At 57.6% G+C, this 24767-nt stretch carries 21 protein-coding genes, 2 tRNA genes and 1 pseudogene; 10 read left to right on the top strand and 14 right to left on the bottom strand.

Translation table 11 applies throughout. From position 1 onward, the window contains the following. The first annotated feature begins 16 nt into the window (after window positions 1–16). A complete protein-coding gene (gene fpr / locus CKW23_RS03385; protein ID WP_002554680.1) occupies window positions 17–796 on the top strand; it encodes a ferredoxin-NADP reductase in 780 nt (259 codons plus the stop codon). A gap of 47 nt (window positions 797–843) precedes the next feature. Here the strand turns inward: fpr and tsaA are convergent, their stop codons facing one another. From tsaA to rimO, 5 genes are all read right to left on the bottom strand, one after another. Continuing rightward, entirely contained in the window at window positions 844–1551 is a 708-nt protein-coding gene (gene tsaA, locus CKW23_RS03380; RefSeq protein WP_025258984.1) for a tRNA (N6-threonylcarbamoyladenosine(37)-N6)-methyltransferase TrmO, read from the bottom strand. 3 nt (window positions 1552–1554) lie between these two features. Beyond that, window positions 1555–2016 (bottom strand): DUF1456 family protein, encoded by a 462-nt coding sequence (locus tag CKW23_RS03375; RefSeq protein ID WP_025258985.1) that lies wholly within the window; start codon window positions 2014–2016, stop codon window positions 1555–1557. 66 nt (window positions 2017–2082) lie between these two features. Further along, the gene (locus tag CKW23_RS03370) at window positions 2083–2793 is read right to left on the bottom strand and encodes an rRNA pseudouridine synthase (RefSeq protein ID WP_025258986.1); all 711 of its coding nucleotides are present in this window, start codon (window positions 2791–2793) and stop codon (window positions 2083–2085) included. Window positions 2794–2933: 140 nt separating this feature from the next. After that, window positions 2934–3365 carry a GNAT family N-acetyltransferase gene (locus CKW23_RS03365; RefSeq protein WP_095067031.1) on the bottom strand — a complete coding sequence of 144 codons (432 nt, stop codon included), beginning with the start codon at window positions 3363–3365 and terminating at the stop codon, window positions 2934–2936. A 96-nt stretch (window positions 3366–3461) separates the two neighbouring features. After that, on the bottom strand, window positions 3462–4808 hold the full coding sequence (gene rimO / locus CKW23_RS03360; protein WP_095067030.1) for a 30S ribosomal protein S12 methylthiotransferase RimO: 1347 nt from the start codon (window positions 4806–4808) through the stop codon (window positions 3462–3464). 258 nt (window positions 4809–5066) lie between these two features. Here rimO and CKW23_RS03355 point away from each other — a divergent pair, with 258 nt between their 5' ends. Beyond that, window positions 5067–6962 carry a potassium transporter Kup gene (locus tag CKW23_RS03355; protein ID WP_025258988.1) on the top strand — a complete coding sequence of 632 codons (1896 nt, stop codon included), beginning with the start codon at window positions 5067–5069 and terminating at the stop codon, window positions 6960–6962. 72 nt (window positions 6963–7034) lie between these two features. On the opposite strand, the gene CKW23_RS03350 is transcribed toward CKW23_RS03355, so the two are convergent. The 4 genes from CKW23_RS03350 to CKW23_RS03335 all read right to left on the bottom strand — a co-directional run bounded on the left by CKW23_RS03350 (window position 7035) and on the right by CKW23_RS03335 (window position 11762). Then, the gene (locus CKW23_RS03350) at window positions 7035–8372 is read right to left on the bottom strand and encodes a virulence factor family protein (RefSeq protein ID WP_025258989.1); all 1338 of its coding nucleotides are present in this window, start codon (window positions 8370–8372) and stop codon (window positions 7035–7037) included. Then, a complete protein-coding gene (gene mprF, locus CKW23_RS03345; RefSeq protein WP_025258990.1) occupies window positions 8372–11014 on the bottom strand; it encodes a bifunctional lysylphosphatidylglycerol flippase/synthetase MprF in 2643 nt (880 codons plus the stop codon). Before mprF ends, CKW23_RS03350 begins: the two co-directional genes overlap by 1 nt. 442 nt (window positions 11015–11456) lie before the next feature. Beyond that, window positions 11457–11533: transfer RNA gene (locus tag CKW23_RS03340), tRNA-Met, on the bottom strand. Window positions 11534–11685: 152 nt separating this feature from the next. Continuing rightward, a tRNA-Met gene (locus tag CKW23_RS03335) sits at window positions 11686–11762 on the bottom strand. Between the two features lie 247 nt (window positions 11763–12009). On the opposite strand from CKW23_RS03335, the gene dinB reads away from it, so the two are divergent. After that, window positions 12010–13071, top strand: coding sequence for a DNA polymerase IV (dinB, locus tag CKW23_RS03330; protein ID WP_095067029.1), 1062 nt, complete (start codon window positions 12010–12012; stop codon window positions 13069–13071). 29 nt (window positions 13072–13100) lie between these two features. Here dinB and CKW23_RS03325 read toward each other — a convergent pair whose 3' ends face one another. The 3 genes from CKW23_RS03325 to CKW23_RS03315 form a co-directional block, all read right to left on the bottom strand. Then, entirely contained in the window at window positions 13101–14063 is a 963-nt protein-coding gene (locus CKW23_RS03325) for a hypothetical protein (protein WP_025258992.1), read from the bottom strand. A 67-nt stretch (window positions 14064–14130) separates the two neighbouring features. Continuing rightward, window positions 14131–15846, bottom strand: a complete 1716-nt coding sequence (locus tag CKW23_RS03320; protein ID WP_095067028.1) for a proline--tRNA ligase — start codon at window positions 15844–15846, stop codon at window positions 14131–14133. Between the two features lie 174 nt (window positions 15847–16020). After that, a complete protein-coding gene (locus tag CKW23_RS03315) occupies window positions 16021–17355 on the bottom strand; it encodes an OprD family porin (protein WP_095067027.1) in 1335 nt (444 codons plus the stop codon). A gap of 918 nt (window positions 17356–18273) precedes the next feature. Here CKW23_RS03315 and CKW23_RS03310 point away from each other — a divergent pair. Then, window positions 18274–18699, top strand: a complete 426-nt coding sequence (locus CKW23_RS03310) for an HIT domain-containing protein (RefSeq protein WP_095067206.1) — start codon at window positions 18274–18276, stop codon at window positions 18697–18699. 2 nt (window positions 18700–18701) lie between these two features. Next, entirely contained in the window at window positions 18702–18908 is a 207-nt protein-coding gene (locus tag CKW23_RS03305) for a SlyX family protein (RefSeq protein WP_095067205.1), read from the top strand. 66 nt (window positions 18909–18974) lie between these two features. Here the strand turns inward: CKW23_RS03305 and CKW23_RS27140 are convergent, their stop codons facing one another. Beyond that, window positions 18975–19196 carry a cold shock domain-containing protein gene (locus CKW23_RS27140; RefSeq protein ID WP_004667445.1) on the bottom strand — a complete coding sequence of 74 codons (222 nt, stop codon included), beginning with the start codon at window positions 19194–19196 and terminating at the stop codon, window positions 18975–18977. A 108-nt stretch (window positions 19197–19304) separates the two neighbouring features. Continuing rightward, window positions 19305–19565, bottom strand: a pseudogene (locus CKW23_RS27135) (cold shock domain-containing protein membrane protein); the annotation flags it as partial. A 459-nt stretch (window positions 19566–20024) separates the two neighbouring features. On the opposite strand from CKW23_RS27135, the gene CKW23_RS03290 reads away from it, so the two are divergent. The 5 genes from CKW23_RS03290 (at window position 20025) to ruvC (ending at window position 24734) form a co-directional block, all read left to right on the top strand. Continuing rightward, the gene (locus CKW23_RS03290; RefSeq protein ID WP_025258998.1) at window positions 20025–20498 is read left to right on the top strand and encodes a Dps family protein; all 474 of its coding nucleotides are present in this window, start codon (window positions 20025–20027) and stop codon (window positions 20496–20498) included. A 335-nt stretch (window positions 20499–20833) separates the two neighbouring features. Beyond that, window positions 20834–21175, top strand: coding sequence for a ribbon-helix-helix domain-containing protein (locus tag CKW23_RS03285; RefSeq protein ID WP_051427717.1), 342 nt, complete (start codon window positions 20834–20836; stop codon window positions 21173–21175). A gap of 265 nt (window positions 21176–21440) precedes the next feature. Beyond that, on the top strand, window positions 21441–23216 hold the full coding sequence (gene aspS, locus CKW23_RS03280) for an aspartate--tRNA ligase (protein WP_095067025.1): 1776 nt from the start codon (window positions 21441–21443) through the stop codon (window positions 23214–23216). Between the two features lie 116 nt (window positions 23217–23332). Further along, entirely contained in the window at window positions 23333–24079 is a 747-nt protein-coding gene (locus tag CKW23_RS03275) for a YebC/PmpR family DNA-binding transcriptional regulator (protein WP_025259001.1), read from the top strand. 130 nt (window positions 24080–24209) lie between these two features. Further along, the gene (gene ruvC / locus CKW23_RS03270) at window positions 24210–24734 is read left to right on the top strand and encodes a crossover junction endodeoxyribonuclease RuvC (RefSeq protein WP_025259002.1); all 525 of its coding nucleotides are present in this window, start codon (window positions 24210–24212) and stop codon (window positions 24732–24734) included. Window positions 24735–24767: the final 33 nt, after the last annotated feature.

Genomic DNA, 24767 nt, shown 5'->3' with positions numbered 1-24767 from the left:
AGGAGTTCCCACGTACATGAGCAACATGAACCACGAGCGTGTCCTCAGCGTCCATCACTGGAACGACACTCTCTTCAGTTTCAAGTGCACCCGCGATCCGGGTCTGCGTTTCGAGAACGGTCAGTTCGTGATGATCGGTCTTCAGCAGCCTAACGGTCGTCCGCTCATGCGCGCCTATTCGATTGCCAGCCCGAACTGGGAAGAGCATCTGGAATTCTTCAGCATCAAGGTGCCTGATGGTCCGCTGACCTCGCAGTTGCAGCACCTCAAGGAAGGCGACGAGATCATCATCAGCAAGAAGCCTACGGGCACTCTGGTTCTGGATGACCTCAAGCCTGGCAAGCATCTGTACCTGCTGAGCACCGGTACTGGTCTTGCGCCGTTCATGAGCGTCATTCAGGACCCGGAAACCTACGAGCGTTTCGAGAAGGTCATCCTGTGCCACGGCGTACGTTACGTGAACGAAGTCGCTTACCGCGAATTCATCACCGAGCACCTGCCGCAGAACGAGTTCTTCGGTGAAGCGCTGCGCGACAAGCTGATCTACTACCCGACCGTTACCCGTGAGCCTTTCGAGAACGAAGGCCGCCTGACCGATCTGATGCGCAGCGGCAAGCTGTTCAGCGACATCGGTCTGCCACCGATCAATCCTCAGGACGATCGCGCCATGCTGTGCGGTAGCCCGAGCATGCTTGATGAAACCAGCGAAGTGCTGAACAGCTTCGGCCTGACAGTCTCCCCACGCATGCGTGAGCCGGGCGACTACCTGATCGAGCGTGCATTCGTCGAGAAGTAAGTTGTTTTGATAAAAGCCGCCTCCCTCTTCCTGAGCGAGGCGGTTTTTTATTGGGCGGGATTTTTAGCTGGCACAACCTCAAGCACCCGGATCATCCCCGGCTGCGGATAATGCCAGCGCACGTCCATATCCCAGAACTGCGCGCCGTAGCGACGTTCCGGCGCAGGCACCTGATAGGCCGGACGCGGGTCCTGAGCCAGGCATTGCTCGATCAGTTCCACCAGTGGCTCGTCAAGGCGTTGTGCGTGCTCACGGGCTTGCAGCAGCGCGCTGTCCTCCCAGTGAACAGGGATCAGTTCCGGTGCCGCACTAGCAATGCGGTTGCTTGCATGGGGCAGGGCATCGGCATAAGGCACATAGGGCTTGATATCCAGCACCGGCGTGCCGTCAAGCAGGTCGATACCGGAAATCCAGAGCCGCCCCGCCTCGACCTTGTCCAGCCTGACCACGGATTGCCCGATGCCATTGGGCCGGTGCGTTGCACGGGTGGCGAACACGCCCATGGACTGGTTGCCACCCAGGCGTGGCGGACGCACCTTGAGGCGTGGCTTGTCTTCCAGAGCCTGATGGAACAGAAACAGCAGCCACACATGGCTGACCTGTTCCAGGCCTTGTACGGCTTCACCCTGATCAAAGGGCGCAACCAGCTCCAGGCAGCCACGGGCGGCGGGAGCCAGTTGTGGCTGGCGCGGAATCGCGAATTTCTCCTTGAAGCAGGAACGCACGAAACCGACAGGAGAGACGTTGTAGGTCACGAATCAGCCGCGTACGCGCAAGGTCAGGCCCTTGAGGAAGTTGCGCAGCAACTGGTCGCCGCATTCGCGGTAGTTGTTGTGGCCGACCTTGCGGAACAGGGCACTGAGCTCCGGTTTGGACACCGGGAAGTTCACGGACTTGAGGATGTCGTGCATGTCGTCTTCCTTGAGTTCAAAGGCGACACGCAGTTTCTTGAGCACGATGTTGTTGGTGATCGGCAGTTCGATGGGCTGTGGTGGACGGCTGTCGTCCTTGCCGCGCTTGAAGATCACCAGTCCATCGAGAAAATGGGCCATGATTTCATCGCTGCAATCGAGGTAGCCTTCTTCCTCTTCCTTCTTGGTGAAAGCGATCACGTCGTTTTTGGTGATTTCAAAGCCGGTGAGCCTGGTGATCTCGACAATCTTGTTGTCGCTGATATCCAGCATATAGCGCACGCTGCGCAGTACATCGTTGTTCATCATGAGGCGTGAGTCCTGGTAAGTCGTTGTAACGGCGCACGAGTTGTCGTGCGCTGCAAAAAATGAAGGTTAGAATTTTTCCTTGGCCGTCATGTAGCGCCACTGGCCCTCAGGCAGTTTGCCCATGGAGACGCCACCGATGCGGATGCGCCGGACTGCGACGATCTTGAGGCCCACGGCCTCGCACAGTTGGGCAATAATGCCGGGCTGCGGGTTCTTCATGGCAAAGCGCAGGCGGTTCTCGTTCTGCCAGCTGGCTTTGACGGCAGGCAGTTCCTTGCCTTTGTAGCTAAGGCCATGGTTCAGACGGTTGAGGCCATGGGCAACCATCTCGCCCGAGACTTCCACGACATATTCCTGCTCTATCTTGCTGCGGTCGTCGGTGAGCTTGCGCAGGATTTTCCAGTCCTGGCTGAACACCATCAGGCCGCTGGCATTGGCTTGCAGGGTCGAAATCGCTTCAAGGCGCAGGAAGTGCCCCTTGAGCGGGCGCTTGCCGAAGCTGTGTTCCTGGGAAAGGGTACCCGGGGTAATCATTTGCAGCGCGCTTTCGACACTGGCCGAGGCCGGTTTGTGCAGAATGATCGTGACGGCTTCCGGGGTTTCGGCCCTGGCGTCGGGGCTGAGTTCGACCTTCTGGTTTTCGACCTTGAACTGCGGCTCTTCGACCACCTCGCCATCCACGGTCACCCAGCCGCCCTCGATATACAGTTCAGCCTCGCGACGGGAGCAGCCGACCAGTTCGATAAGGCGTTTGGAAAGGCGAATGGGGTCTGTCATGAAAAAGAAGCCGTTACTGATGGGAAAGACGCCATTGTACCTGCGCACGCCTGATAATCGGTGCGAATAATTAATGGATGCCTTGTCGCGGCCAGGGCTTTTCCCGCGTTTGGTGGATCAACTCAAGCAGGGTAGCGCTTCTAGCGCCGCATTCTCAGGATCGGATAAGGTTGCCCAAGCCCGTCCAGTTCGCTGCGGTGGATCACCTCGAAACCTTGCCTGCGATAAAACCCCAGGGCTTGCGGGTTTTGTTCGTTGACGTCCAGCTCGTTGATGTTGAAATACTCGATGGCATGGTCAAGCAGGTACTTGCCCAGGCCCTGACCGCGATGTTCGGGATCGACGAACAGCATTTCCAGCTTGTACAGGCTGATGCCTGCAAAGCCTGTGATCTTCAAGTGTGCGTCGCGGGTGCAGAACAGGGTGACCGAACCCAGGTACTGCGTGAGCAGCAGCTCTTTGAGCATGGCGATGTAGCTATCGGGCAGGAAGTCGTGGGTCGCACGTACCGAGCGTTCCCAGAGGTTGGCCAGTTCCTGAAAGTCGTTTTGCTCGGGCGTGTACAGGTCCATTTCGATGGGCTCTTGTGGTGGGCTGCATGAGTAGACAACCCGGACCGATAAAAAAGCCCCGCCGTTTTCAAGGGCGGGGCTGATTCGGTTTCAACTTCAGTCGATGATTTCGGCCCACAGATCGTATTCGTCGGCGTCTGTCACGCGGCACATGATCTTGTCACCGGGTTTGACCGGACTGTCGTCTTCAAGACCGATATAGACGTTGCCGTCGATTTCCGGCGCATCGAAGAAGCAGCGGCCTACTGCACCGCGCTCGTCCACTTCATCGATCAGGACTTCGATGTCCTTGCCGATCTTCATCTGCAGACGGGCAGCGCTGATTGCCTGTTGATGCGCCATGAAGCGATCCCAGCGATCCTGCTTCACGTCGTCCGGTACGATTTCTGCGTCCAGCAGATTGGCAGGCGCGCCTTCAACCGGCGAGTACTGGAAGCAGCCGACGCGGTCGAGTTGTGCTTCGGTCAACCAGTCCAGCAGGTACTGGAAGTCTTCTTCGGTTTCGCCGGGGAAGCCGACGATGAAGGTGGAGCGGATGATCAGGTCCGGGCACTGTTCGCGCCAGTTCTTGATGCGCGCCAGGGTCTTGTCTTCAAAGGCCGGGCGCTTCATGTTCTTGAGCACTTTCGGGCTGGCGTGCTGGAACGGGATGTCCAGGTACGGCAGGATTTTCCCGGCGGCCATCAGCGGGATCAGCTCATCGACGTGCGGGTACGGATAAACGTAGTGCAGACGAACCCAGACGCCCAGGGAGCTGAGAGCCTGGCACAGTTCGGTCATGCGGGTCTTGACCGGCTGGCCGTTCCAGAAACCGGTGCGGTATTTGACGTCGACGCCGTAGGCGCTGGTGTCCTGGGAAATCACCAGCAGCTCTTTCACGCCGGATTTGACCAGACGCTGGGCTTCATCGAGCACATCGCCTACCGGACGGCTGACCAGTTTGCCGCGCATCGACGGGATGATGCAGAAGCTGCAACTGTGGTTGCAGCCTTCGGAAATCTTCAGGTAGGCGTAGTGACGTGGCGTCAGCTTGATGCCTTGTGGCGGTACCAGATCGATCAGCGGGTTGTGGTCCAGCTTCGGTGGCACGACCTGATGCACGGCATTGACCACCTGCTCGTATTGCTGAGGGCCGGTGACCGACAGCACGCTCGGGTGCACGTTGCGAATGACGCTTTCGTCCACGCCCATGCAACCGGTCACGATCACCTTGCCGTTTTCGGCAATGGCCTCGCCAATCACTTCCAGGGATTCCGCCTTGGCGGTATCGATGAAGCCGCAGGTGTTGACCACAACCACGTCAGCATCTTCATAGGTCGGAACGACTTCGTAACCTTCCATGCGCAGTTGGGTCAGGATGCGCTCGGAGTCGACCAGAGCTTTCGGGCAACCCAGGGAAACGAAGCCTACCTTGGGGGCGGACGGCGTGGTGACGGTGGACATGGCAAACCTCGGCGTGAAGGGTGCCTGGCTCAATACGCGGGCACCGATTGGGCGCTTGGTGCGCCTCTGATCAAAAAGTGCGCAATTCTAGCGATGAGTGCGTGCGATGACCAGTGTTAAACAGAGAATTACGACGAGTGCTGCGCTATGCTTCGCGGCATTGCGCCAACGCATGTCAATAATTGGCGCGATCGGAATTGTTACGTGGTGTGAAGTTCATAGTGCTTTGGGCCTCAAGTCTTGTTTCAGGAGTATTGGATGAGTCAGGCAAGCAGTCATGCTGAGACTGGAAGCACTGCAAAACCCTTGGGGCTGCTGATTGCGGCTGTGGGCGTGGTGTATGGGGATATCGGTACGAGCCCGCTGTATACGCTCAAGGAGGTCTTTCAGGGGGGATATGGGGTTGATGTCACCCATGACGCGATACTGGGCATCCTGTCGCTGATTTTCTGGTCGTTGATCTGGGTGGTGTCCTTCAAGTACATGGCCTTCATTCTGCGCGCCGATAACCAGGGCGAAGGCGGGATCATGGCCCTCACGGCTCTGGCGCGACGCGCAACGGCTCACTACCCCAGGCTGCAAATGCTGATGGTGGTATTCGGTCTGTTCGGCGCGGCTCTGTTCTACGGCGACAGCATGATTACCCCGGCGGTGTCGGTGCTGTCGGCGATGGAAGGGCTGGAACTGGCCTTCGACGGGCTTGAGCACTGGATCGTGCCCATGGCGCTGGTGGTGCTGGTTGGCCTGTTCCTGATCCAGAAGCACGGGACGGCACGCATCGGCGTATTGTTCGGGCCGGTGATGGTGACCTGGTTTCTGGTGCTGGGTGCGCTCGGGATCTACGGCATCATGCATTCGCCTGAAGTGCTCAATGCCGTGAATCCGATGTGGGCGATCCGGTTCTTCATTCTGCATCCGGGTATCGGAGTCGCCATTCTCGGTGCCGTCGTGCTGGCACTGACCGGTGCCGAGGCGCTGTACGCCGACATGGGGCACTTCGGGCGCAAGCCTATCTCAAGGGCCTGGTTCATCCTGGTGCTGCCTGCGCTGCTGCTCAACTACTTCGGGCAGGGCGCGCTGGTGCTGGAAAACCCCGAGGCGGTGCGCAACCCGTTCTATCTGCTGGCACCGGGCTGGGCGTTACTGCCGCTGATCGGGCTGTCGACACTGGCAACGGTCATTGCTTCCCAGGCGGTGATCTCCGGTGCGTTCTCCATGACCTTGCAGGCCATTCAGCTCGGTTACATCCCGCGCATGTACATTCAGCACACTTCCAGCGATGCACAGGGCCAGATCTATATCGGTGCCGTGAACTGGGCGTTGATGGTGGGTGTGGTGTTGCTGGTGATCGGCTTCGAGTCTTCCGGCGCGCTGGCTTCGGCTTATGGCGTTGCCGTGACCGGCACCATGCTCTGCACCACGATTCTGGTGTCTTCGGTGATGCTGCTGTTGTGGAAGTGGCCAGCAGTGCTGGCGGTTCCCTTGCTGCTGGGCCTGTTGCTGGTGGACGGCCTGTTCTTTGCTGCCAACGTGCCGAAAGTCGTGCAGGGCGGTGCCTTCCCTGTGCTGGCGGGTGCGGTGCTGTTCATCCTGATGACCACCTGGAAGCGTGGCAAGCAGTTGCTGGCCGATCGTATCGACGAGGGCGGCCTGCCGCTGCCGATCTTCATTGGCAGCATTCGTGTGCAGCCGCCGCACCGGGTTCAGGGCACTGCCGTGTTCCTGACGGCGCGCAGCGACGCGGTGCCCCATGCGCTGTTGCATAACATGCTGCACAATCAGGTGCTTCACGAGCAGGTGGTATTGCTGACCGTGGTCTATGAAGACCGGCCAAGGGTCCCGGCCCATGAGCGTTTTGAAGTGGAGTCCTACGGCGAAGGTTTTTACCGGGTGATCCTGCACTTCGGCTTTATCGACGAGCCGGACGTACCGGCTGCGCTGGCGCTGTGTCATCTGGACGATCTGGATTTCAGCCCGATGCGCACCACTTACTTCCTGAGCCGCGAAACCGTCATTCCGTCCAAGATGATGGGTATGGCGCGCTGGCGTGAAGCCCTGTTCGCTTTCATGCTCAAGAACGCCAACGGTAACCTGCGCTTCTTCAAGCTGCCGTACAACCGGGTGATCGAACTGGGTACCCAGGTCGAGATGTAGCGTTTCTCCTGGTGTACAAAAAATCCCGGTCACCTCGCGGTGCCGGGATTTTTCATGTCTGCCTATCAGGACTTATTGAGCGGCAGGCTTGCCTTGCCATTTGTTGATCGCATTGATCAGACGCTTGGCCAGTGCCGGGTAGTTCTCATCGAAGTGATGGCCACCCGGTAGCTCGATCACTTCACCGACTGCGGTGGTATCGGTGCAGCCGCTGGTTTTCTTCTCTTCCAGGCCATAGACGCACAGCACTTTGGAAGCTGGCAGCTTGGCCATTTCCTGGCCTGTAGTCGCTTCCTTGCCTGCATTGCCGAGCCAGCCGTCTACGTGAATCTCGAAGCTGCCGGAGCGTGCGAAGGCCAGCAGAATGATCCCGTCGATACGGTTCTGGTCTTCCGGTGCGAGGCGGTTATAGACCGCAGGCATGACATCCGCACCGAAGGAGTAGCCAGCCAGGATGAAGCGCTTGGTGCCCCATTTCTGACGGTAGTGATTCATCAGGTCGGTGAGGTCGATAGCGGTCTGTTCCGGCGTCTTGTGCTCCCAGTAATAGCGCAGCACATCGATGCCGACCACCGGATAACCCATCTTCGCCATATCGCCAGCCACGACCTTGTCCAGATCGCGCCAGCCGCCGTCACCTGACATGAACAGGGTTACGGTGTCGGCGCTCTGGTTGGCTGCCACAGGCACTTCAACCGTCGGGATGCCCAGGCCGCCTGCGTCATTTTCACCCAGCAGCAGGTGACGAAGCTCGGTGTTGAGCACTTGCGGCAGAGAGATGTCGTAGTCGCTGATGCTGGTTTCGGCGTTCGTCTGATCGCGTACGAAAGCAGCGCTCGGATCGTCCGGTGCGTCGTTCCAGGCGGCCAGCCAGTGGCCGTGTGGTGCCTTTTGCGGCAGCGGTACGTCGCAGATCTGCGGCGGGGTTTCATCCTCTTCCACCACCGGAGGAGGGTTGGAAACATGCTCCAGGGCAAAACCGACCGAGATGGCCTGGGCCTTGTCGTCCTTCTGTTCGGCCAGCCAGCGCCATGCCAGCGTAGCGCCCGGGCCAATGCCGCCAACAACCAGAGGCGCACCCTCAAGCTTTTGCAGGGCGTTCTGGAACGTCTTCTGTTGCAGGACGCAGTCATCCTTGGGCAAGACCACTTGAATGATGCGCGCCGAGGCGTCCTTGCTGATGGCCAGCAGTTGCTTGTCAGTCAGCATTTCTTCAGCGGTCACGGCCAGGGCAATCCGGGTCTTGACCTTGGTTGCCGGTGTGACGCTGGTCAGTGGCGTGCCATCGTCAAGGCTCAGGCGTTCAAGGCTGGCAGGTGGAGCAGGGCGGGTCCATAGCCAGAAGCCGAGTGCCGCCAGCAGAACAACACCCAGAGCAGCAAGCAAATAGCGCGAAAAGCGTCGAATCATCAGCGTTTCACCAATCCAGTCAGGCCGCCCGCAATCAGGGCGGCGGTGTCAGCCAGTGCCACAAGCGGATCGAGTCCGGCAGGCACGGCCATATAGCGAGGTTCCCAGTCCGGTTGGAACTTGTCCTTGAAGCGGCGCAGACCCTGGAAGTTGTAGAGCTGTTCGCCACGGCGGAACACCATCGAGCCCAGGCGCTGGGTCAAGGGGGCGCCGCGTCTTGGCTGCAGGCCTGACAACGGCACCATGCCCAGGCTGAAGCGTGCATAGCCCTGCTGTTTGTAATGCAGGATCAGGCCGACCATCATGAACTCCATGGTCAGCTTGGGGGCGTCCGGGTGTGAGCGCATCAGGTCCAGGCTGGCGAGTTCGAGGCTGGAGGTTTCCAGCAGGTTGGCAAACGCCACCGGCTTGCCTTCAAAGTGGATAATCGCGATGCGGAAATACTTCAGGTACTCAGGGCTGAAACGGCCCAGGGAGAAGCCTTTTTCGCGCACATTCTTGCCGGTCAGCCAAGCATCGGAAATAGCTTTCAGCTCATCCAGCGGCGCCTGACCGGCTTCGTAGATCTCCAGCGACAGACCGTCGCGGCCACCCCGGTTCCAGGTGTAGCGCAGGTCTTTCATTTCCTTGCCCTTGGCGTCGATGTCGAAGCGCCGCAGGTCTACCCGTGCTTCCTCGCCCAGCTTGATCGCTGTCAGCCCGATGTCCATGTAGTACGGCAGGTTCTCTGCACGGACCTGATAGAACACGGGGCGGGCATGGTGAACGTCGCACAGGTCACGGAATTGCCAGATCAGTTCGGCGCGCTGCTGAGTCGGGCCGATCGGGTCATACAGGGCCACGAGGCTGCGTCCGCGATGGGAGTACATCAGGAAAGCGTTTTCGTTGGGGTGGAACAGAATCGCCTTGTCACCGGTCAGCACCAGTCCGCCATCGGGCTGGCTGGAGGCCTTGAGGATTTCGGCAGCCTTGTCCAGCTCGGCGGCGTTCGGTAGCTTGATGACCGGGCGAGCGGTGCGCAGCAGCCAGGTCAGGGACACGACCACCAGCAGCACCGCACTGCCCAGAGCGGAGCGCAGGCCCCGTGGAGCATCGGCGTCGAGGGTGAACTGCCACCAGAGCTGATGGCTGTAAGGCACGTCCTGATAGGCAAACAGCAGCAGCCAGATCGAGGCGCCTACCACGCAGGCACTGGCGATCAGGTAAAGCGGCGAGAAGGGCAGCTCAAGCAGGCGGCTCGGACGGTAGAAAGAGCGGCGGAAAGTAGCCAGCAGAGCGGCTGTCAGCAGCAACAGGCTGGCTTCTTCCCAGTCGAAGCCCTTGAGCATCGACAGGACTGCGCCCACCAGCAGCAGAATGACCGTCAGCATCCACGCCGCCGACAGGCGACGCCGCAAGCCTTGAGCCAGCAACAGGCACAGCACACCTACCAGACTGGCGCCAAAGTGCGAGGCGTTGATCAGGCGATGGGGAATCATGAAGCCGACGTTTTCCAGGCGGGTGTCGATTTCCGGTGTGGCGCCGGAGAACAACAGCACAACACCTGACAGAAATACCAGCAGCGCCAGGATCGGCGCGGCGAGCCCGGAGGCTACGCGCATGGCCTGGCGGGTGGGCAGCAGGCGCTGGGCTTCGGTAAAGAGCAGCGTCAGGCATGCCAGCAACAGTGGCAACACCACGTAGATCAGGCGATACAGCAGCAAGGCAGCCGCCAACGGCGCGGCGCCCAGTTCGTTGGCGAAGGCTGCCAGCAGAATCGCCTCGAAAACCCCTACGCCGCCCGGTACATGACTCAGTACGCCTGCGGCCAGGGCCAGCAGGTAGATGAGGATGAAAGCACCCAGCGGCGGTGCTGACGGCAGCAGCAGGTAAAGCACCATGGCTGCGGCGACCACGTCCAGAGCGGTGATGACCAGCTGTATCAGCGTCAGGCGCAGGTCGGGAAGACGCAAGGTGCGTCGGCCGGCCCTGACCAGAATATTGTGGGGAATGGTCTGTTCCGGCAGACGACGGCGATAGACCGCAACCGCCAGCAGAACGCTGGCGACCAGCACCGCGGTAGCGATAACGGCCAGTACATCCACCGGCAGTTTCAGTGCCAGTGACGCGCCGGACAGGTTACTCAGGGTTGCTACTGCTGCCAGTGGTGGCAAGGCGCAGCCCAGCGACAGGCTGGCGAACAGGGTCATGCGGGCGATTTCCATCGCCCCGATGCCATGACGCGAATACAGTCGGTAACGCACCGATCCGCCGGAGAGCATGGAAAGGCCCACGGCATTGCCAATCGCAAAAGAGGTAAAGCCCCCAAGCAGCAAGGTGCGGGTCGGCAGGTTGACGTTGGCGTAACGGCTGGCGGACAGCTCGTAGCCCATCAAGATGACGAAGCCGATGATCGCAGCCAGCAGAGCGCCACCCAGCGATGGAAGGGGCACGGCGAACAGCGAGTCGCGCAGCGCAAAGAAGTCCATCTCGATCAGCATGTGTCGACAGGCGATCAAGGCCATGCCGAAAAGCAGCAGCATGACGGCCAAACCGATGGGTTGCCGGTACTTGCTGAGCAGTTCCAGCCAGCGGAAGCGGACAGGTTTTATCGAACTATTTGCAGCAACTGCTTCGTTGGTATCTGACGGGTTGTCGCGCATCAATCACTCCTTGGATCGTGCGCGACAGGATGGAGGTATGCAGCCAAGTTACCAATCCCTACGCAAAAAATATTTCGAGATGTTATCGCGTCAACGTCTCATGGGCGAACTGCTAATGGCTTGAGCGGGTACCGTTCAGCTTTGATTCAGCTTAGGCGTATGTAACAAAAATGACTACGTTGTGTCATGCCGTATTGAAGAGTGACTGGGGCGCCGGGCATGACGATCGCGTGCCGATCTTTCCTACTACGTCTCGTAATGATTCTATCGGCAGCCCATCGAAAAACTGTCGGACACAGAAATATTACGTTACGTACGTGATGATAGGGTTTCAGGGGGGAGGGGAAATAGTCTTTTTTTGTCAGACAGTTAGCATGGCTGGTCCCATGCTTTTTCAGCAGGCACAAAAAAGGCCAATCTTTCGATTAGCCTTCTTTGATGTTGGTTGCGGGAGCCGGATTTGAACCGACGACCTTCGGGTTATGAGCCCGACGAGCTACCAGGCTGCTCCATCCCGCGTCTGTGTGGCGGCATTCTACAGCCGAATCCAGAAGTGTCAACCTTTAATGCAGAAAACATGAAAATTAATACTGTTTGCTGCTGGTTGACGGATGTTGGCATCAGAATGCAAAAGGCCCGCTTTGTGGGCGGGCCTTCTACTTTACTGCATTTGGTTGCGGGAGCCGGATTTGAACCGACGACCTTCGGGTTATGAGCCCGACGAGCTACCAGGCTGCTCCATCCCGCGTCTGATAGGGCGGCATTCTACAGGGGAAGCTGATCCTGTCAATCATTAGTTTCAAAAAATGCTTTTTTCTTCAAATGGTTAGCGCTGTAAGGCCAGTGCTACAGGGGATATGACGGTTTGTCTGACAATCCGAAAGGGCAGTGGTGTAGGGAGCGCACGCTTTTCTGATGCATTCATTTGGCGTCATGAGTGTCACTTCCTGATACCAGTGCGATACTGCACGACCATTGATTGCAAATCGCCGTTCATGACTCAGCGCAAAATCATCCACATCGATTGTGACTGCTTCTATGCAGCCATCGAAATGCGAGACGACCCGAGCCTGGCCACCAAGCCGCTGGCTGTCGGCGGGTCGCCGGACAAGAGAGGGGTGATTGCGACCTGTAATTATGAAGCACGAGCCTATGGGGTGCGTTCGGCGATGTCCTCGCGTCACGCCTTGAAGCTGTGCCCGGAGCTGACCATCGTCAAGCCGCGCATGGATGCCTATAAGGAAGCGTCCCGGGAAATTCAGGGCATCTTTCGTGATTACACCGACCTGATCGAGCCGCTGTCGCTGGACGAGGCGTTTCTGGATGTCTCCGATGCCAGTCATTTTTCCGGCAGTGCGACCCGTATCGCCCAGGATATCCGGCGTCGGGTTTCAAATCAGTTGCACATCACGGTCTCGGCTGGCGTTGCGCCCAACAAGTTTCTTGCCAAGATTGCCAGTGACTGGAAGAAGCCCAACGGTTTGTTCGTGATTACTCCGGATCAGGTCGAGGATTTTGTCGAATCCCTGCCGGTCAGCAAGTTGCACGGCGTCGGTAAGGTGACGGCTGACAAGCTGGGACGGCTGGGGATCATTACCTGCATGGACTTGCGTCGCTGGAGCAAGCTGGCGCTGGTGCGCGAGTTCGGCAGCTTTGGTGAGCGGCTCTGGAGTCTGGCGTTCGGGATCGATGAGCGTCCCGTGCAGACGGACAGCAGGCGTCAGTCCGTGAGCGTCGAAAATACCTACGATACGGATTTGCCCGATCTGGCCAGTTGCCTGGAAAAACTGCCAGCCTTGCTGGAGACCCTGGCTGTGCGCATGGAGCGAATGGCCGGGCAATATCGCCCCGGCAAGCCATTCGTGAAAGTGAAATTCCATGATTTTACCCAGACCACGCTGGAGCAGTCGGGGGCAGGGCGGGATCTGGCCAGTTACGAGCAATTGCTGACCCAGGCTTTCGCACGTGGTGCCAAACCGGTGCGATTACTGGGTATCGGCGTGCGCCTGCATGATTTGCGTGGCGCTCATGAGCAACTGGAGCTGTTTACCCAATAGTTGCAGGCTCCTTGCAAGGAGCCTGGTTGTCATTCGCTATCAGGTTCTGTGGCGGGTGCCACAAGGCGGCCAGCATCCTTGGCCAGAGACTTCAGAAACTCGTTCTGCAGTTGTGGGTCGTTGCGTGTCAGCTCGATCAGGCTCTGCTCCAGTTCGCTGGCTTCTTCTTCAAGACCCAGTTCTGAAAGACGCTTGACGCGATGCACCCACTGTTTGACTTCATCGTCTTCCAGGTCGTCGTAGATCAGCTCGTGAGCTTCGAGCAGCTTGCCCCGCAGCGACTGGCTGATCGGCAGGCTGGCATTGGCGTGAGCATTGTCCTGATCGTCCTCGATGTTGAGGTACAGGCGCGTGACCCGGCTCAGGTCCTGTTCGGCAAACGGGCTGTCGAGCAGGTTGAGGCGCAGAATCCCGTTGCGATCGGTATTCAGCTCATGGGTTTCGTTACCCGCTTTCACCATGACCGGACGCTCGTTCCAGGGCAGGGTGGAGTTCTCGATTCTCTTGTCCTTCTGGACTTCATCGATACTGGCCAGGTTCTGCTGCGCACGGCCATGGGACGGTGCGTTCATGAACGGGTTGAGGCCTGCCACGCCGTAATTGATCCAGTCCTTGGTCACGCTGTCCGGCAGGCTGCCGAGAGTGAAGACGTTGACCACGTTGGCGCCGATGCCGGCGACCACTGCGACTGCTCCCAGCGGAATCTCATAGATTTCCCGCCAGGGTTGATAGGGGGTGTAACGGTCGTAATGACGGGTTACTTCAAAGTCGGTGACCTCGAAGGATTTATGCTCGTGAATCCGCACCCGGCGTTGTGGCAGCTCAAGGGTCTTGGGCTCGCCGATATCGATCTGCAGGGTGTGTTCCAGCAGTTTGCGCTCTATGCGTTCTTCGTGCTCGCTGCGCTGTGACAGCTGATTGGCACAACCGCTGACGAGGAAGGTGCCGCACAGAACGGCGCTGCCGAGGCTTAGGGTGCTTCGTCTGAACATGGGATCTCTTGATGCAGATTGGGGCGTGTGATGAGTGGCGCGCCCGCACAGCGAGCGCGCCTTTGACTCAGCGTTTCACGCGACCCTGGATGAACGACAGCACGTCGGCGACCGCAATGGCTTGCGGTTGCGACTCGGTTCGGCTCTTGTATTCCAGATTGCCTTCGGCCAGACCACGATCACTGACCACGATGCGATGCGGAATACCGATCAGCTCCATGTCGGCGAACTTGATGCCCGGGCTGGTTTTCTTGTCGCGGTCATCGAGCAGGACTTCAAAGCCCGCGGCAGTCAGTTCGGCATACAGCTTGTCGGTCGCTTCGCGAACGGCGTCCGTTTCATAGCGCAGTGGAACCAGGGCGATATGGAAAGGCGCCAGGGTATCGTTCCAGATGATCCCGTTTTCATCGCTGTTCTGCTCGATGGCAGCCGCCACGACGCGGGAGACGCCGATACCGTAGCAACCCATGGACAGGTTGACGGGTTTGCCGTTTTCGCCCAGCACCTGGCACTTCATGGCTTCGCTGTACTTGGTGCCCAGCTGGAAGATGTGGCCGACTTCGATGCCGCGCTTGATTTCAAGCGTGCCTTTGCCGTCCGGGCTCGGGTCGCCGGCGACGACGTTGCGCAGGTCGGCAACGGTCGGTACAGGCAGGTCGCGTTCCCAGTTGACGCCGAAGTAGTGCTTGTCATCGATGTTGGCGCCGACCGCGAAGTCGCTCATCAGCTCGACCGAACGGTCGATGATGCACGGCAGTGGCAGGTTCAGCGGGCCCAGGGAGCCTGCGCCTGCGCCGATGGCGTCACGCAGTTCGGCTTCGGAGGCCATCACCAGCGGATTGGCGACCTGCTCCAGCTTGGTGGCCTTGATTTCGTTGAGTTCGTGGTCGCCACGAATGATCAGCGCGATCAGCTTGCCTTCTTCGGCAGCGTGGACAACCAGCGTCTTGACCGTCTTCTCGATAGGCAGGTTGAAGCCTTCGACCAGTTGCGCGATGGTCTTGGTGTCAGGTGTATCCACCAGACGCAGCTCTTCGGTTGCAGCACCGCGAGCCTTCTCGCGAGGTACGGCTTCGGCCTTCTCGATGTTGGCGGCGTAGTCGGAGCCATCGCTGAACACGATGTCGTCTTCACCGGAATCTGCCAGCACGTGGAATTCGTGGGAGCCGGCACCGCCGATGGAGCCGTTGTCGGCTTCTACAGGACGGAATTTCAGGCCCAGACGGGTGAACACGTTGCTGTAGGCCTGATGCATGCGGTCGTAGGTTTCCTGCAACGAAGCATGATCGGCGTGGAAGGAGTAGGCGTCCTTCATGACGAACTCGCGGCCGCGCATCAGGCCGAAGCGTGGGCGGATCTCGTCACGGAATTTGGTCTGGATCTGGTACATGTTGATCGGCAACTGCTTGTAGCTGTTGAGCTCGTTGCGGGCCAGATCGGTAATGACTTCCTCGTGGGTCGGGCCCAGGCAGAAGTCACGGTTGTGGCGGTCGACCAGGCGCATCAGCTCGGGGCCGTACTGCTCCCAGCGGCCGGATTCCTGCCACAGTTCAGCGGGCTGGATGCCCGGCATCAGGATTTCGAGTGCGCCGGCAGCGTCCATTTCTTCGCGAACGATGGCTTCGACCTTGCGCAGCACGCGCAGGCCCATGGGCAGCCAGGTGTAGAGGCCGGAAGCCAGCTTGCGGATCATGCCAGCGCGCAGCAGCAGCTGATGGCTGACCACGACTGCATCGGAAGGGGTTTCTTTCTGTGTGGCGAGCAAAAATTGACTGGTGCGCATGGTTGGCCGTTGTCTGTTGCTGGGACTGGAAATGACCCGGCATTGTACGGTGGTGTGCCGGTCGCGTACAGGGCGCGGCTGGCGCTGAGTCACAGGGAGGTGCTTTTCGGGCGCATGAAAAAGCCCGGCATTTGGCCTGCCGGGCTTTTTGAGTAGCCGATACCTGAGTTGCGGTTACAGAACCGAAATCGGGTAGTCGACGATCAGGCGGAACTCGTTGACGTCGCCGTCTCCCTGGGCAGTGTCGCCACGGTGCCATGCTTGACGGATACGGAAGGACAGGTCCTTGGCTGGGCCGGCCTGTACGACATACTTGGCTTCAAAGTTGGTTTCGTGGTGTTTGCCGTCTTCGCCATAGATACCAGCATATGAGCTGCCAGCTGGAGTCTTGGTGCCGTCGATGTCATAGCCGCGCAGGTAGCGAGTCATGAAACTCAGGCCGGGCACGCCGTAAGGAGCCATGTTCAGGTCGTAGCGAACCTGCCAGGACTTCTCGTTAGGGGCGTTGAAGTCGGAGTACTGAACGGAGTTGTTCAGGAAGATCGAGTCGCCACCGCGGTTGTTGTCGCCGATACCGATATAGTCGAACGGAGTATCACCGTCGACCTTCTGGAAGGCCAGCGTTACGGTATGTGCCGCTGCGAAGGAGTAAGCAACCGAGCCGGAAGCGGTGGTGTTATTGATTGAGCCTGCTTCTGCGCTGCCTTCATCGAGTGTGCGATAGATATTGGCATCAAATGCCAAGGACTGGTCGCCGCTCAGAGGCAATGCGTAGTTCACGTTGGCGTAGTACTGGTTCCAGATGTCTTCCAGCTTGGAAGCGTAGAACGCAACACCCAGGTTATCGGTGATGGCATATTTGCCGCCAACGAAGTCAGCGCTGTCAGACTCTACGAAAGCGTAGTTCGCATAAATCTTGCCGCTACGGTTGGTCTCATCTTGGCTAGTGCCAGAGTAGTAGTGACCTGCTTCCAGATCCAGGCCTTTGAACTCGCTGCTTTGCAGGCTGATACCGCTGGCAGTTTGAGGCAGAAGGCGGCTACCGCCGACTGCAAATACAGGGCTGGTAGGTTGCAAGTCGCCTACTTTCAGCTCAGTTTTCGAGATGCGGAATTTGACTGCGCCGCCACCTTTGCCAAAGCTGTCTTCGTTGGAGCCGTCGGAACTGGTCACCAGGTTGCCGGAGCCGGAGTATTTTTTCTGACCGTCCAGTTTCAGGCCGAAGTAGCCGAATGCTTCTACGCCCACACCAACGGTGCCTTGGGTGTAGCCGGAGCTGTAGTTGACCCACAGACCTTGAGTCCAGTCTTTATCATCGCGACGGTTAGGGCCGGTGGTGTTTTTCTTGTCACGGTCGTAATAGTAGTTGCGCAACTTCAGGTCAAGAGTGCTGCCTTCGACAAAGCCCTTGGCTTCAGCCTGGTCACTAACAAACGGTGCTGCTGTTGCCATCTGGGCGCTGGCTGCAGTAACTGCCAGTGCGATTGCGCTCCACTTCATCACTCTCATCGTGATTGCTCCTTTGGTTTTAAGAAGTTTCAGGCCGTCCCACCTGTTTTTTATCTGGGCGGCTCTTTCTTTTTTTGTCGGCGAAAATCTATATCACGCTGACCGTGGTTACGATAGTTGCAAACCTGTCTTTCCGAAATCTTTACGGCGATGTCGTTAAACGTTTCGCACAGGTCGCATGTGCATCATTCCTTATCTCACCCTCAGCCTCGATACCATTGAAATCTCGTATCCGGTTTGCAACAAAACGGCTACAGAGAGGCTTCAGGGTGTGTGCTCGAAGCTGCGAGCTGTTGCTTCCCTTGGTCCTGATGCCTGTGTTTTCCGCCAGAAGCATCGTGACCATGCTGAGGGTTAAAGCAACAAGCGTGCACAAAGTTCAATTTTTTCGAAAAAAAATGTGAAATTTCAGTTTTTACCGGGTGTTATGACCATAACCTCATGATTTTGATCGGGTTGTCCGAGCAGATGAAAACGATGGTGTGCAAGCTGCTGGACAATCGCTCGAGGGGTGAGATGCAATAAAATGTTACTGCCTGCACCGGGATTTGAGTAAATCCCGTGTCATTGCTCCGGTTGGTATACCAAAGTGTTTCTTTTTGGTGCATTGACTCGCAGCGCTGCCACAACCTGGATCTTGGTTTTCATCTGCCAATAGGGTTGGCATGAGGTTGTTTCATTTTTATGTCTGTGTGTCGTTTTTTGCCGCTTTTGCGTATCGAAGGCAAGCTCACAGGGCTGGCCGGTGAGTGAGGTGGGTGGATCAAGTTGGTGCAATTGCCAGGGGCGAGTGAGCAAGTTGGTGCGCAGGTCCTGAAGGCGTGCTCGTCGCTTCGCGATAAAATGCATCCAGCAGGGTGAAGCATGGCTCGATCCTGCGTATCCTGCGTGGCAGACATTCAACCTGGGAGCTTTATCGTGTTCGTTCTGGATTCACGTCTCAAGCAGGACACCTTGCCTGTCGGCGATTTCCCGTTGTGCCGGCTGTTGCTGTCTAATGATTCCCGTTACCCATGGTTCATCCTGGTGCCGCGTCGCCCGGAGATCAGTGAAGTCTTTCAGCTTGAGGCGCAGGATCAGTTGCAGTTGTGGCAGGAAACCACCGTTCTGTCTCAAATCCTGAAGGGCGTGTTCGACGCTGATAAACTCAATGTCGCGGCGCTGGGTAATGTTGTCAGCCAGCTTCACATGCACGTCATTGTTCGCAAGCGTGACGATGCTGCCTGGCCAGCGCCTGTATGGGGCAAACATCCGGCTCTTCCTTATACGGACGAGCAGTTCGCAGCGGTTCTCGAACGCTTGAGGCCGGTGTTGACGCAAGACTTTCGATTTGAGGGTGAATGACCATGAATCTTGAAGAGCGAGTCATGGAGCTGGAAAGCCGCCTGACCTTTCAGGAGGATACGCTTCAGGCGTTGAATGATGTGCTGGTGGTGCAGCGACGTGAGCTGGATCGTCTGCAATTGCAAATGAGCGCGATGCTCAAGCGTCAGGAAGAAATGGGCAGTCAGTTCGATACGTTCGTCGAAGACGCTCCGCCACCTCATTACTGAGGGTTGCTGCATAAAAAAACCGCGCTTTCCCGGAGGAAGGCGCGGTTTTTTATTGGGCGGCAGAAATCAGCGGCGTGGCAATGCGGCGATGACGTCTTCGGCCTGCAGGCCTTTGTCGCGGTTCATTACGGAGAATTCGACACGCTGGCCTTCGACGAGTACGCGATGACCTTCGCCGCGAATGGCGCGAAAGTGCACGAAGATATCGTCGCCCGAGTCACGGGAGATGAAGCCGAAGCCCTTGGACGTGTTGAACCACTTCACGGTGCCAGTATCGCGATTGCCCAGATCCTGGCTTTGAGGTGCTGGAGAAGGAGAGGATCTGTAGAAGCTCACTCCCAGGTGCAGGGCAACGGCAGCAACAGCGACAATCAGGCTGATCATGACGGCTGGTAGACCGGCGATTCTATCGAGCGGAACGAGCAGGGTGAGAATTTGGATGATGACGGCAAGAACAAGCAGAGCACTGACCAGATTTTGCAGGTTGTGACGTGGTCCCCGGTTCCAATAGGGGATCACAGGAGCGAGTACAAGATTGAGCAGTCCGAAGAAAGCGAGATAAAGCGCATCGGGCTGGAGCATTTCACTACGCAGGCTGGGTATGAGGGACAACAGCAGGGCTGCTGCTCCTGTTACCAGATGGACGATTTTCAACATTTTTAAAAAGCTCACATTAAGAAGGATCACAAGGAAATAGCTGGTAGCGCCCGGTACGCTTCTGAAAAAGTGGAGGCGTGATGCACGAGCGATGGTCCAGCCTATGCGCTACAGCCGGATGGCAGGATCGGTAGCGACACGCGGTGTATTTAACAGCAAAGCCGAACTCTACTCAAATCAAGTACCTGTGAGGCCTCGCCGGTTTTGTTGGCGCCAGTAAAACGTCTGCTTCAATGGCCGCTGGCGGCCTTGAGCCAGAGCCCCTGGCTGGCCTTTGACGAATTCATGGAACTCGTTTTGTCGGGGCGGGGTCAGACAGGCTTGACGATTCAGGCGCTACTTTCCTGTATGGATGTGCCTATTTGAGCGAGTGCACCAATAGAAGGCTGCGCCCGTTGGCGTCTCTTGATAAAGTAGCTCTGTTACTGCTTTCCAATCCTCATTAAAAGGGCATGAAACATGGCAATCGATATCGGTATCAGTGAAGAGGATCGCAAATCGATCGTAGACGGTCTTTCGCATCTGCTTGCGGATACTTATGTACTTTACCTCAAGACTCACAACTTTCACTGGAACGTCAGTGGGCCGATGTTTCGCACGCTGCACCTGATGTTTGAAGAGCAATACAACGAACTGGCACTGGCCGTCGATTCCATTGCCGAGCGTATTCGTGCTCTTGGCTTCCCGGCGCCAGGTACATATTCGACTTATGCTCGTCTGTCTTCGATCAAGGAAGAAGAAGGCGTGCCGAGTGCTGAAGATATGATCAGAAGTCTGGTTCAGGGCCAAGAGGCTGTTGTCCGAACGGCTCGTAGTCTTTTTCCTCTGCTGGATAAAGCAAGTGATGAGCCGACTGCAGACCTGTTGACCCAGCGCATGCAGGTTCACGAGAAGACTGCATGGATGTTGCGCTCGATGCTCGAGTCCCGCTGACAGCAGGGCTGTTGCCCTTCTGCCCGGAGCGCGTTGCCGTCCCCCCTGGCAACGCGCTGCAGTCGAGCCTTCCTGCGTTCGACCTGATGCTGCACTTGCAGCCCGTTTTTAAAATGTAAAAGTATAAATATTAAACACATTGGCGAACTTTTCTTAAGTTATAGCGTTTTTGGTGTTTCCTTATTCTGTATTCTTTTGTAGTCATCTCCTACAGAAACAAGGTAATGGTTCCGCTGGATATAAGATCTTTAATCGGGCCTTATAGGAGTCGCATTTATTTATTTTTAAATGTTTCTTATCGGGATTCGAATTGATTTTGTAGAGGTGGAATAGCCATGGTCAGAGGTGTTGAGCGTGAGGTCAAAGATTTAAGCAGGCATTCGTCCATACGCAATGATCCTTTTGTCGAGGATTTCAATATGAATCTGGCACAGCCGCACTCCAAGTCGGTACGCCTTAATGGTCTGGCGACGTGTCTGCGTCTGGAAAAGGTCTACTGGAATATATTGTCGGCGATTGCCCGATCCAATAACTGCTCCGTGAATGCAGTGCTTTCCTATATCGACAGGGAGGTTCATCTGCGTTACGGCGGTGTGAAGAACTTCAGCGGGCTGATCCGCGTCGTGTGTGTTGCGCACCTTTTGAAGGCTGATCGCCTTGAGCAGGTTCAAGCCTGATATTTCTCCGGACTCGCTGCTGACGGGTCCTTTCGAGCAGTGTCGCAAGCCTGTTGCCCGGCACTAATACGAACTTATCCAGACAGGATGAGTTCGTTCGGCTGCACGGCCTCGATTAACTCTATATAATCCTTCGCCTTGCTGACGGGCATGGCTCCGCGTGGCAGGGACTGGCTTGAACTGGAGGCCGGTGCCTTGCACTATTGAGCGGCCAGGAGCGAAAGCCCCCACCGAATTTCGAATTACGAGAAGTGAACACACCATCATGATGCGCAGCCATTATTGCGGCCAACTGAACGAAAGTCTGGAAGGTCAGGAAATTACCCTTTGCGGATGGGTCCACCGTCGTCGTGACCACGGAGGCGTGATATTCCTCGATATCCGCGACCGTGAAGGCATGGCCCAGGTGGTGTTCGATCCCGATCGTGCCGATACCTTTGCCGCTGCCGACCGTGTGCGCAGCGAGTATGTCGTCAAGGTCGTCGGCAAGGTGCGTGCCCGTCCGGCCGGTGCCGTCAATGCCAACATGGCTTCCGGCGCCATCGAAGTGCTGGGCTACGAGCTGGAAGTCCTGAACGAGTCCGAGACTCCGCCGTTCCCGCTGAACGAATACTCCGACGTCGGCGAAGAAACCCGCCTGCGCTATCGCTTCATCGATCTGCGTCGTCCGGAAATGGCCGAGAAGCTGCGTCTGCGCTCGCGCATCACCAGCAGCATCCGTCGCTACCTCGATGACAACGGCTTTCTGGATGTCGAGACTCCGATCCTGACTCGCGCCACGCCTGAAGGCGCTCGCGACTATCTGGTACCAAGCCGCACGCACCCTGGCAGCTTCTTTGCCTTGCCTCAGTCGCCTCAACTGTTCAAGCAGTTGCTGATGGTTGCCGGCTTCGACCGCTACTACCAGATTGCCAAATGCTTCCGTGACGAAGACCTGCGTGCCGACCGTCAGCCTGAGTTCACTCAGATCGACATCGAGACCAGCTTCCTCAATGAAGAAGACATCATCGGTCTGACCGAGAAGATGGTTCGTCAGTTGTTCAAGGAAGTCCTGGACCTGGAATTCGGTGAATTCCCGCACATGACCTTTGAAGAAGCCATGCGCCGCTATGGTTCCGACAAGCCTGACCTGCGCAACCCTCTGGAACTGGTCGATGTTGCCGATCAGCTCAAGGACGTCGAGTTCAAGGTCTTCAGCGGTCCTGCCAACGATCCGAAGTGCCGGATTGCCGCATTGCGCGTTCCAGGCGGGGCAAGTATTCCGCGCAAACAGATCGACGATTACACCAAGTTCGTCAGCATCTACGGTGCCAAGGGCCTGGCGTACATCAAGGTCAACGAGCGCGCCAACGGCGTTGATGGCCTGCAATCGCCTATCGTCAAGAACATCCCGGAAGCCAACCTCAATGTGATCCTCGATCGCGTTGGCGCGGTTGATGGCGATATCGTGTTCTTCGGCGCGGACAAGGCCAAGATCGTCAGCGAGGCCTTGGGCGCGCTTCGTATCAAGGTGGGTAACGACTTCAAGCTGCACACCTGCGAGTGGGCACCGATGTGGGTTGTGGACTTCCCGATGTTCGAAGAGAACGACGACGGCAGCTTCAGCGCGTTGCACCACCCCTTCACGGCGCCAAAGTGCACCCCTGAAGAGCTGGAAGCCAACCCTGGCAAGGCGCTGTCCCGCGCTTACGACATGGTGCTCAACGGTACCGAGCTTGGCGGCGGTTCGATCCGTATCCACCGCAAGGAAATGCAGCAGGCTGTATTCCGCCTGCTGGGTATCGCCGAAGACGAGCAGCAAGAGAAGTTCGGCTTCCTGCTCGACGCACTGAAATACGGCGCACCACCCCATGGTGGCCTGGCTTTCGGTCTGGACCGTCTGGTGATGCTGATGACTGGTGCCCAGTCGATTCGTGAAGTGATTGCCTTCCCGAAAACCCAGAGCGCTGCCGATGTCATGACCCAGGCTCCTGGCGTCGTTGATGCCAAGGCTCTGCGTGAACTGCACATTCGCCTGCGCGAGCAGCAGAAGGCCGAGTGATGCGGGGCAGGGCGCATTTTTGATGCGCTCTGCAGTGTGCCTGTCGAGTAAAAAGCCTTTTGCCCGTTTACGCGGGTAAAAGGTGACGGTGTTTCAAAAAGAATCTGGAGCGAGAAATGGCAGGTCATTCTAAGTGGGCGAACATCAAGCACCGCAAAGAGCGTCAGGATGCCAAGAAAGGCAAGATTTTCACCAAGTGGATTCGTGAGCTGACTGTCGCTGCCCGTCAGGGTGGTGGTGATCCAGGTTCCAACCCGCGTCTGCGTCTGGCGCTGGACAAGGCGCTTGGCGCCAACATGACCCGCGACACCATCGACCGTGCTGTTGCACGTGGCGTCGGTGCCGACGATGGCAACGATGTCGAGGAGCTGGGTTACGAGGGCTACGGCCCCGGTGGCGTTGCCATCATGGTTGAAGCCATGACCGATAACCGCAACCGTACCGCCGCTGCCGTTCGTCATGCGTTCACCAAGTGTGGCGGCAACCTGGGTACTGACGGTTCCGTGGCTTATCTGTTCGATCGCAAGGGGCAGATCTCCTTTGCGGCCGGTGTCGATGAAGACGCACTGATTGAAGCGGCTATGGAGGCTGATGCCGACGATGTCGTGAGCAACGAAGATGGCTCCATCGACGTGTTCACCTCGTTCGCCGGTTTCTATGCCGTGCGTAACGCACTGGAGGCGGCGGGCTTCAAGGCTTCTGACGCGGAAATCGTCATGTTGCCCACTACCAGTGCCGTGCTCGATCTGGAAACCGCTGAAAAGGTGCTCAAGCTGATCGATATGCTTGAAGACCTGGATGACGTGCAGAACGTCTACTCCAACGCGGAAATTCCGGATGACGTTCTGGAGCAGCTTGGCTGATTGCAGGCTGCTTCGCTGTACATTGGAGGCCGGAGGCAGGAAGCGGTGATGATCACGCCGCTATCGGCCTCCGGCTTCTGCCTTTATGCTGCATCAATTGTTTTGCGTTACTTTTCAAGTTGCGGGCGTTATGACTCTTATTCTTGGCATCGACCCCGGTTCGCGAATCACCGGTTATGGCGTTGTGCGTGATACCGGGCGCGGCTGTGTCTATGTGGCTTCGGGTTGCATTCGCACGGGAGCCGGTGAGCTGCAAGAGCGGCTGCAGATTGTGTTTCGCGGTGTGCGTGAAGTCATCCAGACTCATGGTCCTGTCACCATGGGGATCGAAAAGGTCTTCATGGCGCGCAATGCCGATTCTGCGCTGAAACTGGGCCAGGCCCGGGGCGCGGCCATTGTGGCGGGTGCCGAGGAAGGGCTGGAGATTGCCGAATACACGGCCACTCAGGTCAAGCAGGCAGTTGCCGGCACGGGTGGTGCCAACAAGGAGCAAGTGATGATGATGGTCATGCATTTGCTCAAGTTGACCCAGAAACCCCAGATCGACGCCTCCGATGCACTGGCCATCGCGCTGTGTCATGCGCACACGCGCTCAAGTCTTATTCCCCATGGTCTGGGGACTGCACGCAGTCGCGGTGGTCGGCTGCGTCTCTGACTGCATCATCCGCACGCATATTTTTGCTTGCAG

This window comes from Pseudomonas sp. Irchel 3A18 (genome assembly GCF_900187465.1).
Lineage (GTDB): Bacteria > Pseudomonadota > Gammaproteobacteria > Pseudomonadales > Pseudomonadaceae > Aquipseudomonas > Aquipseudomonas cichorii.
The sequence above is the reverse complement of the archived record's forward strand: the minus strand, read 5'-3'. Positions and strand labels throughout refer to the sequence as shown.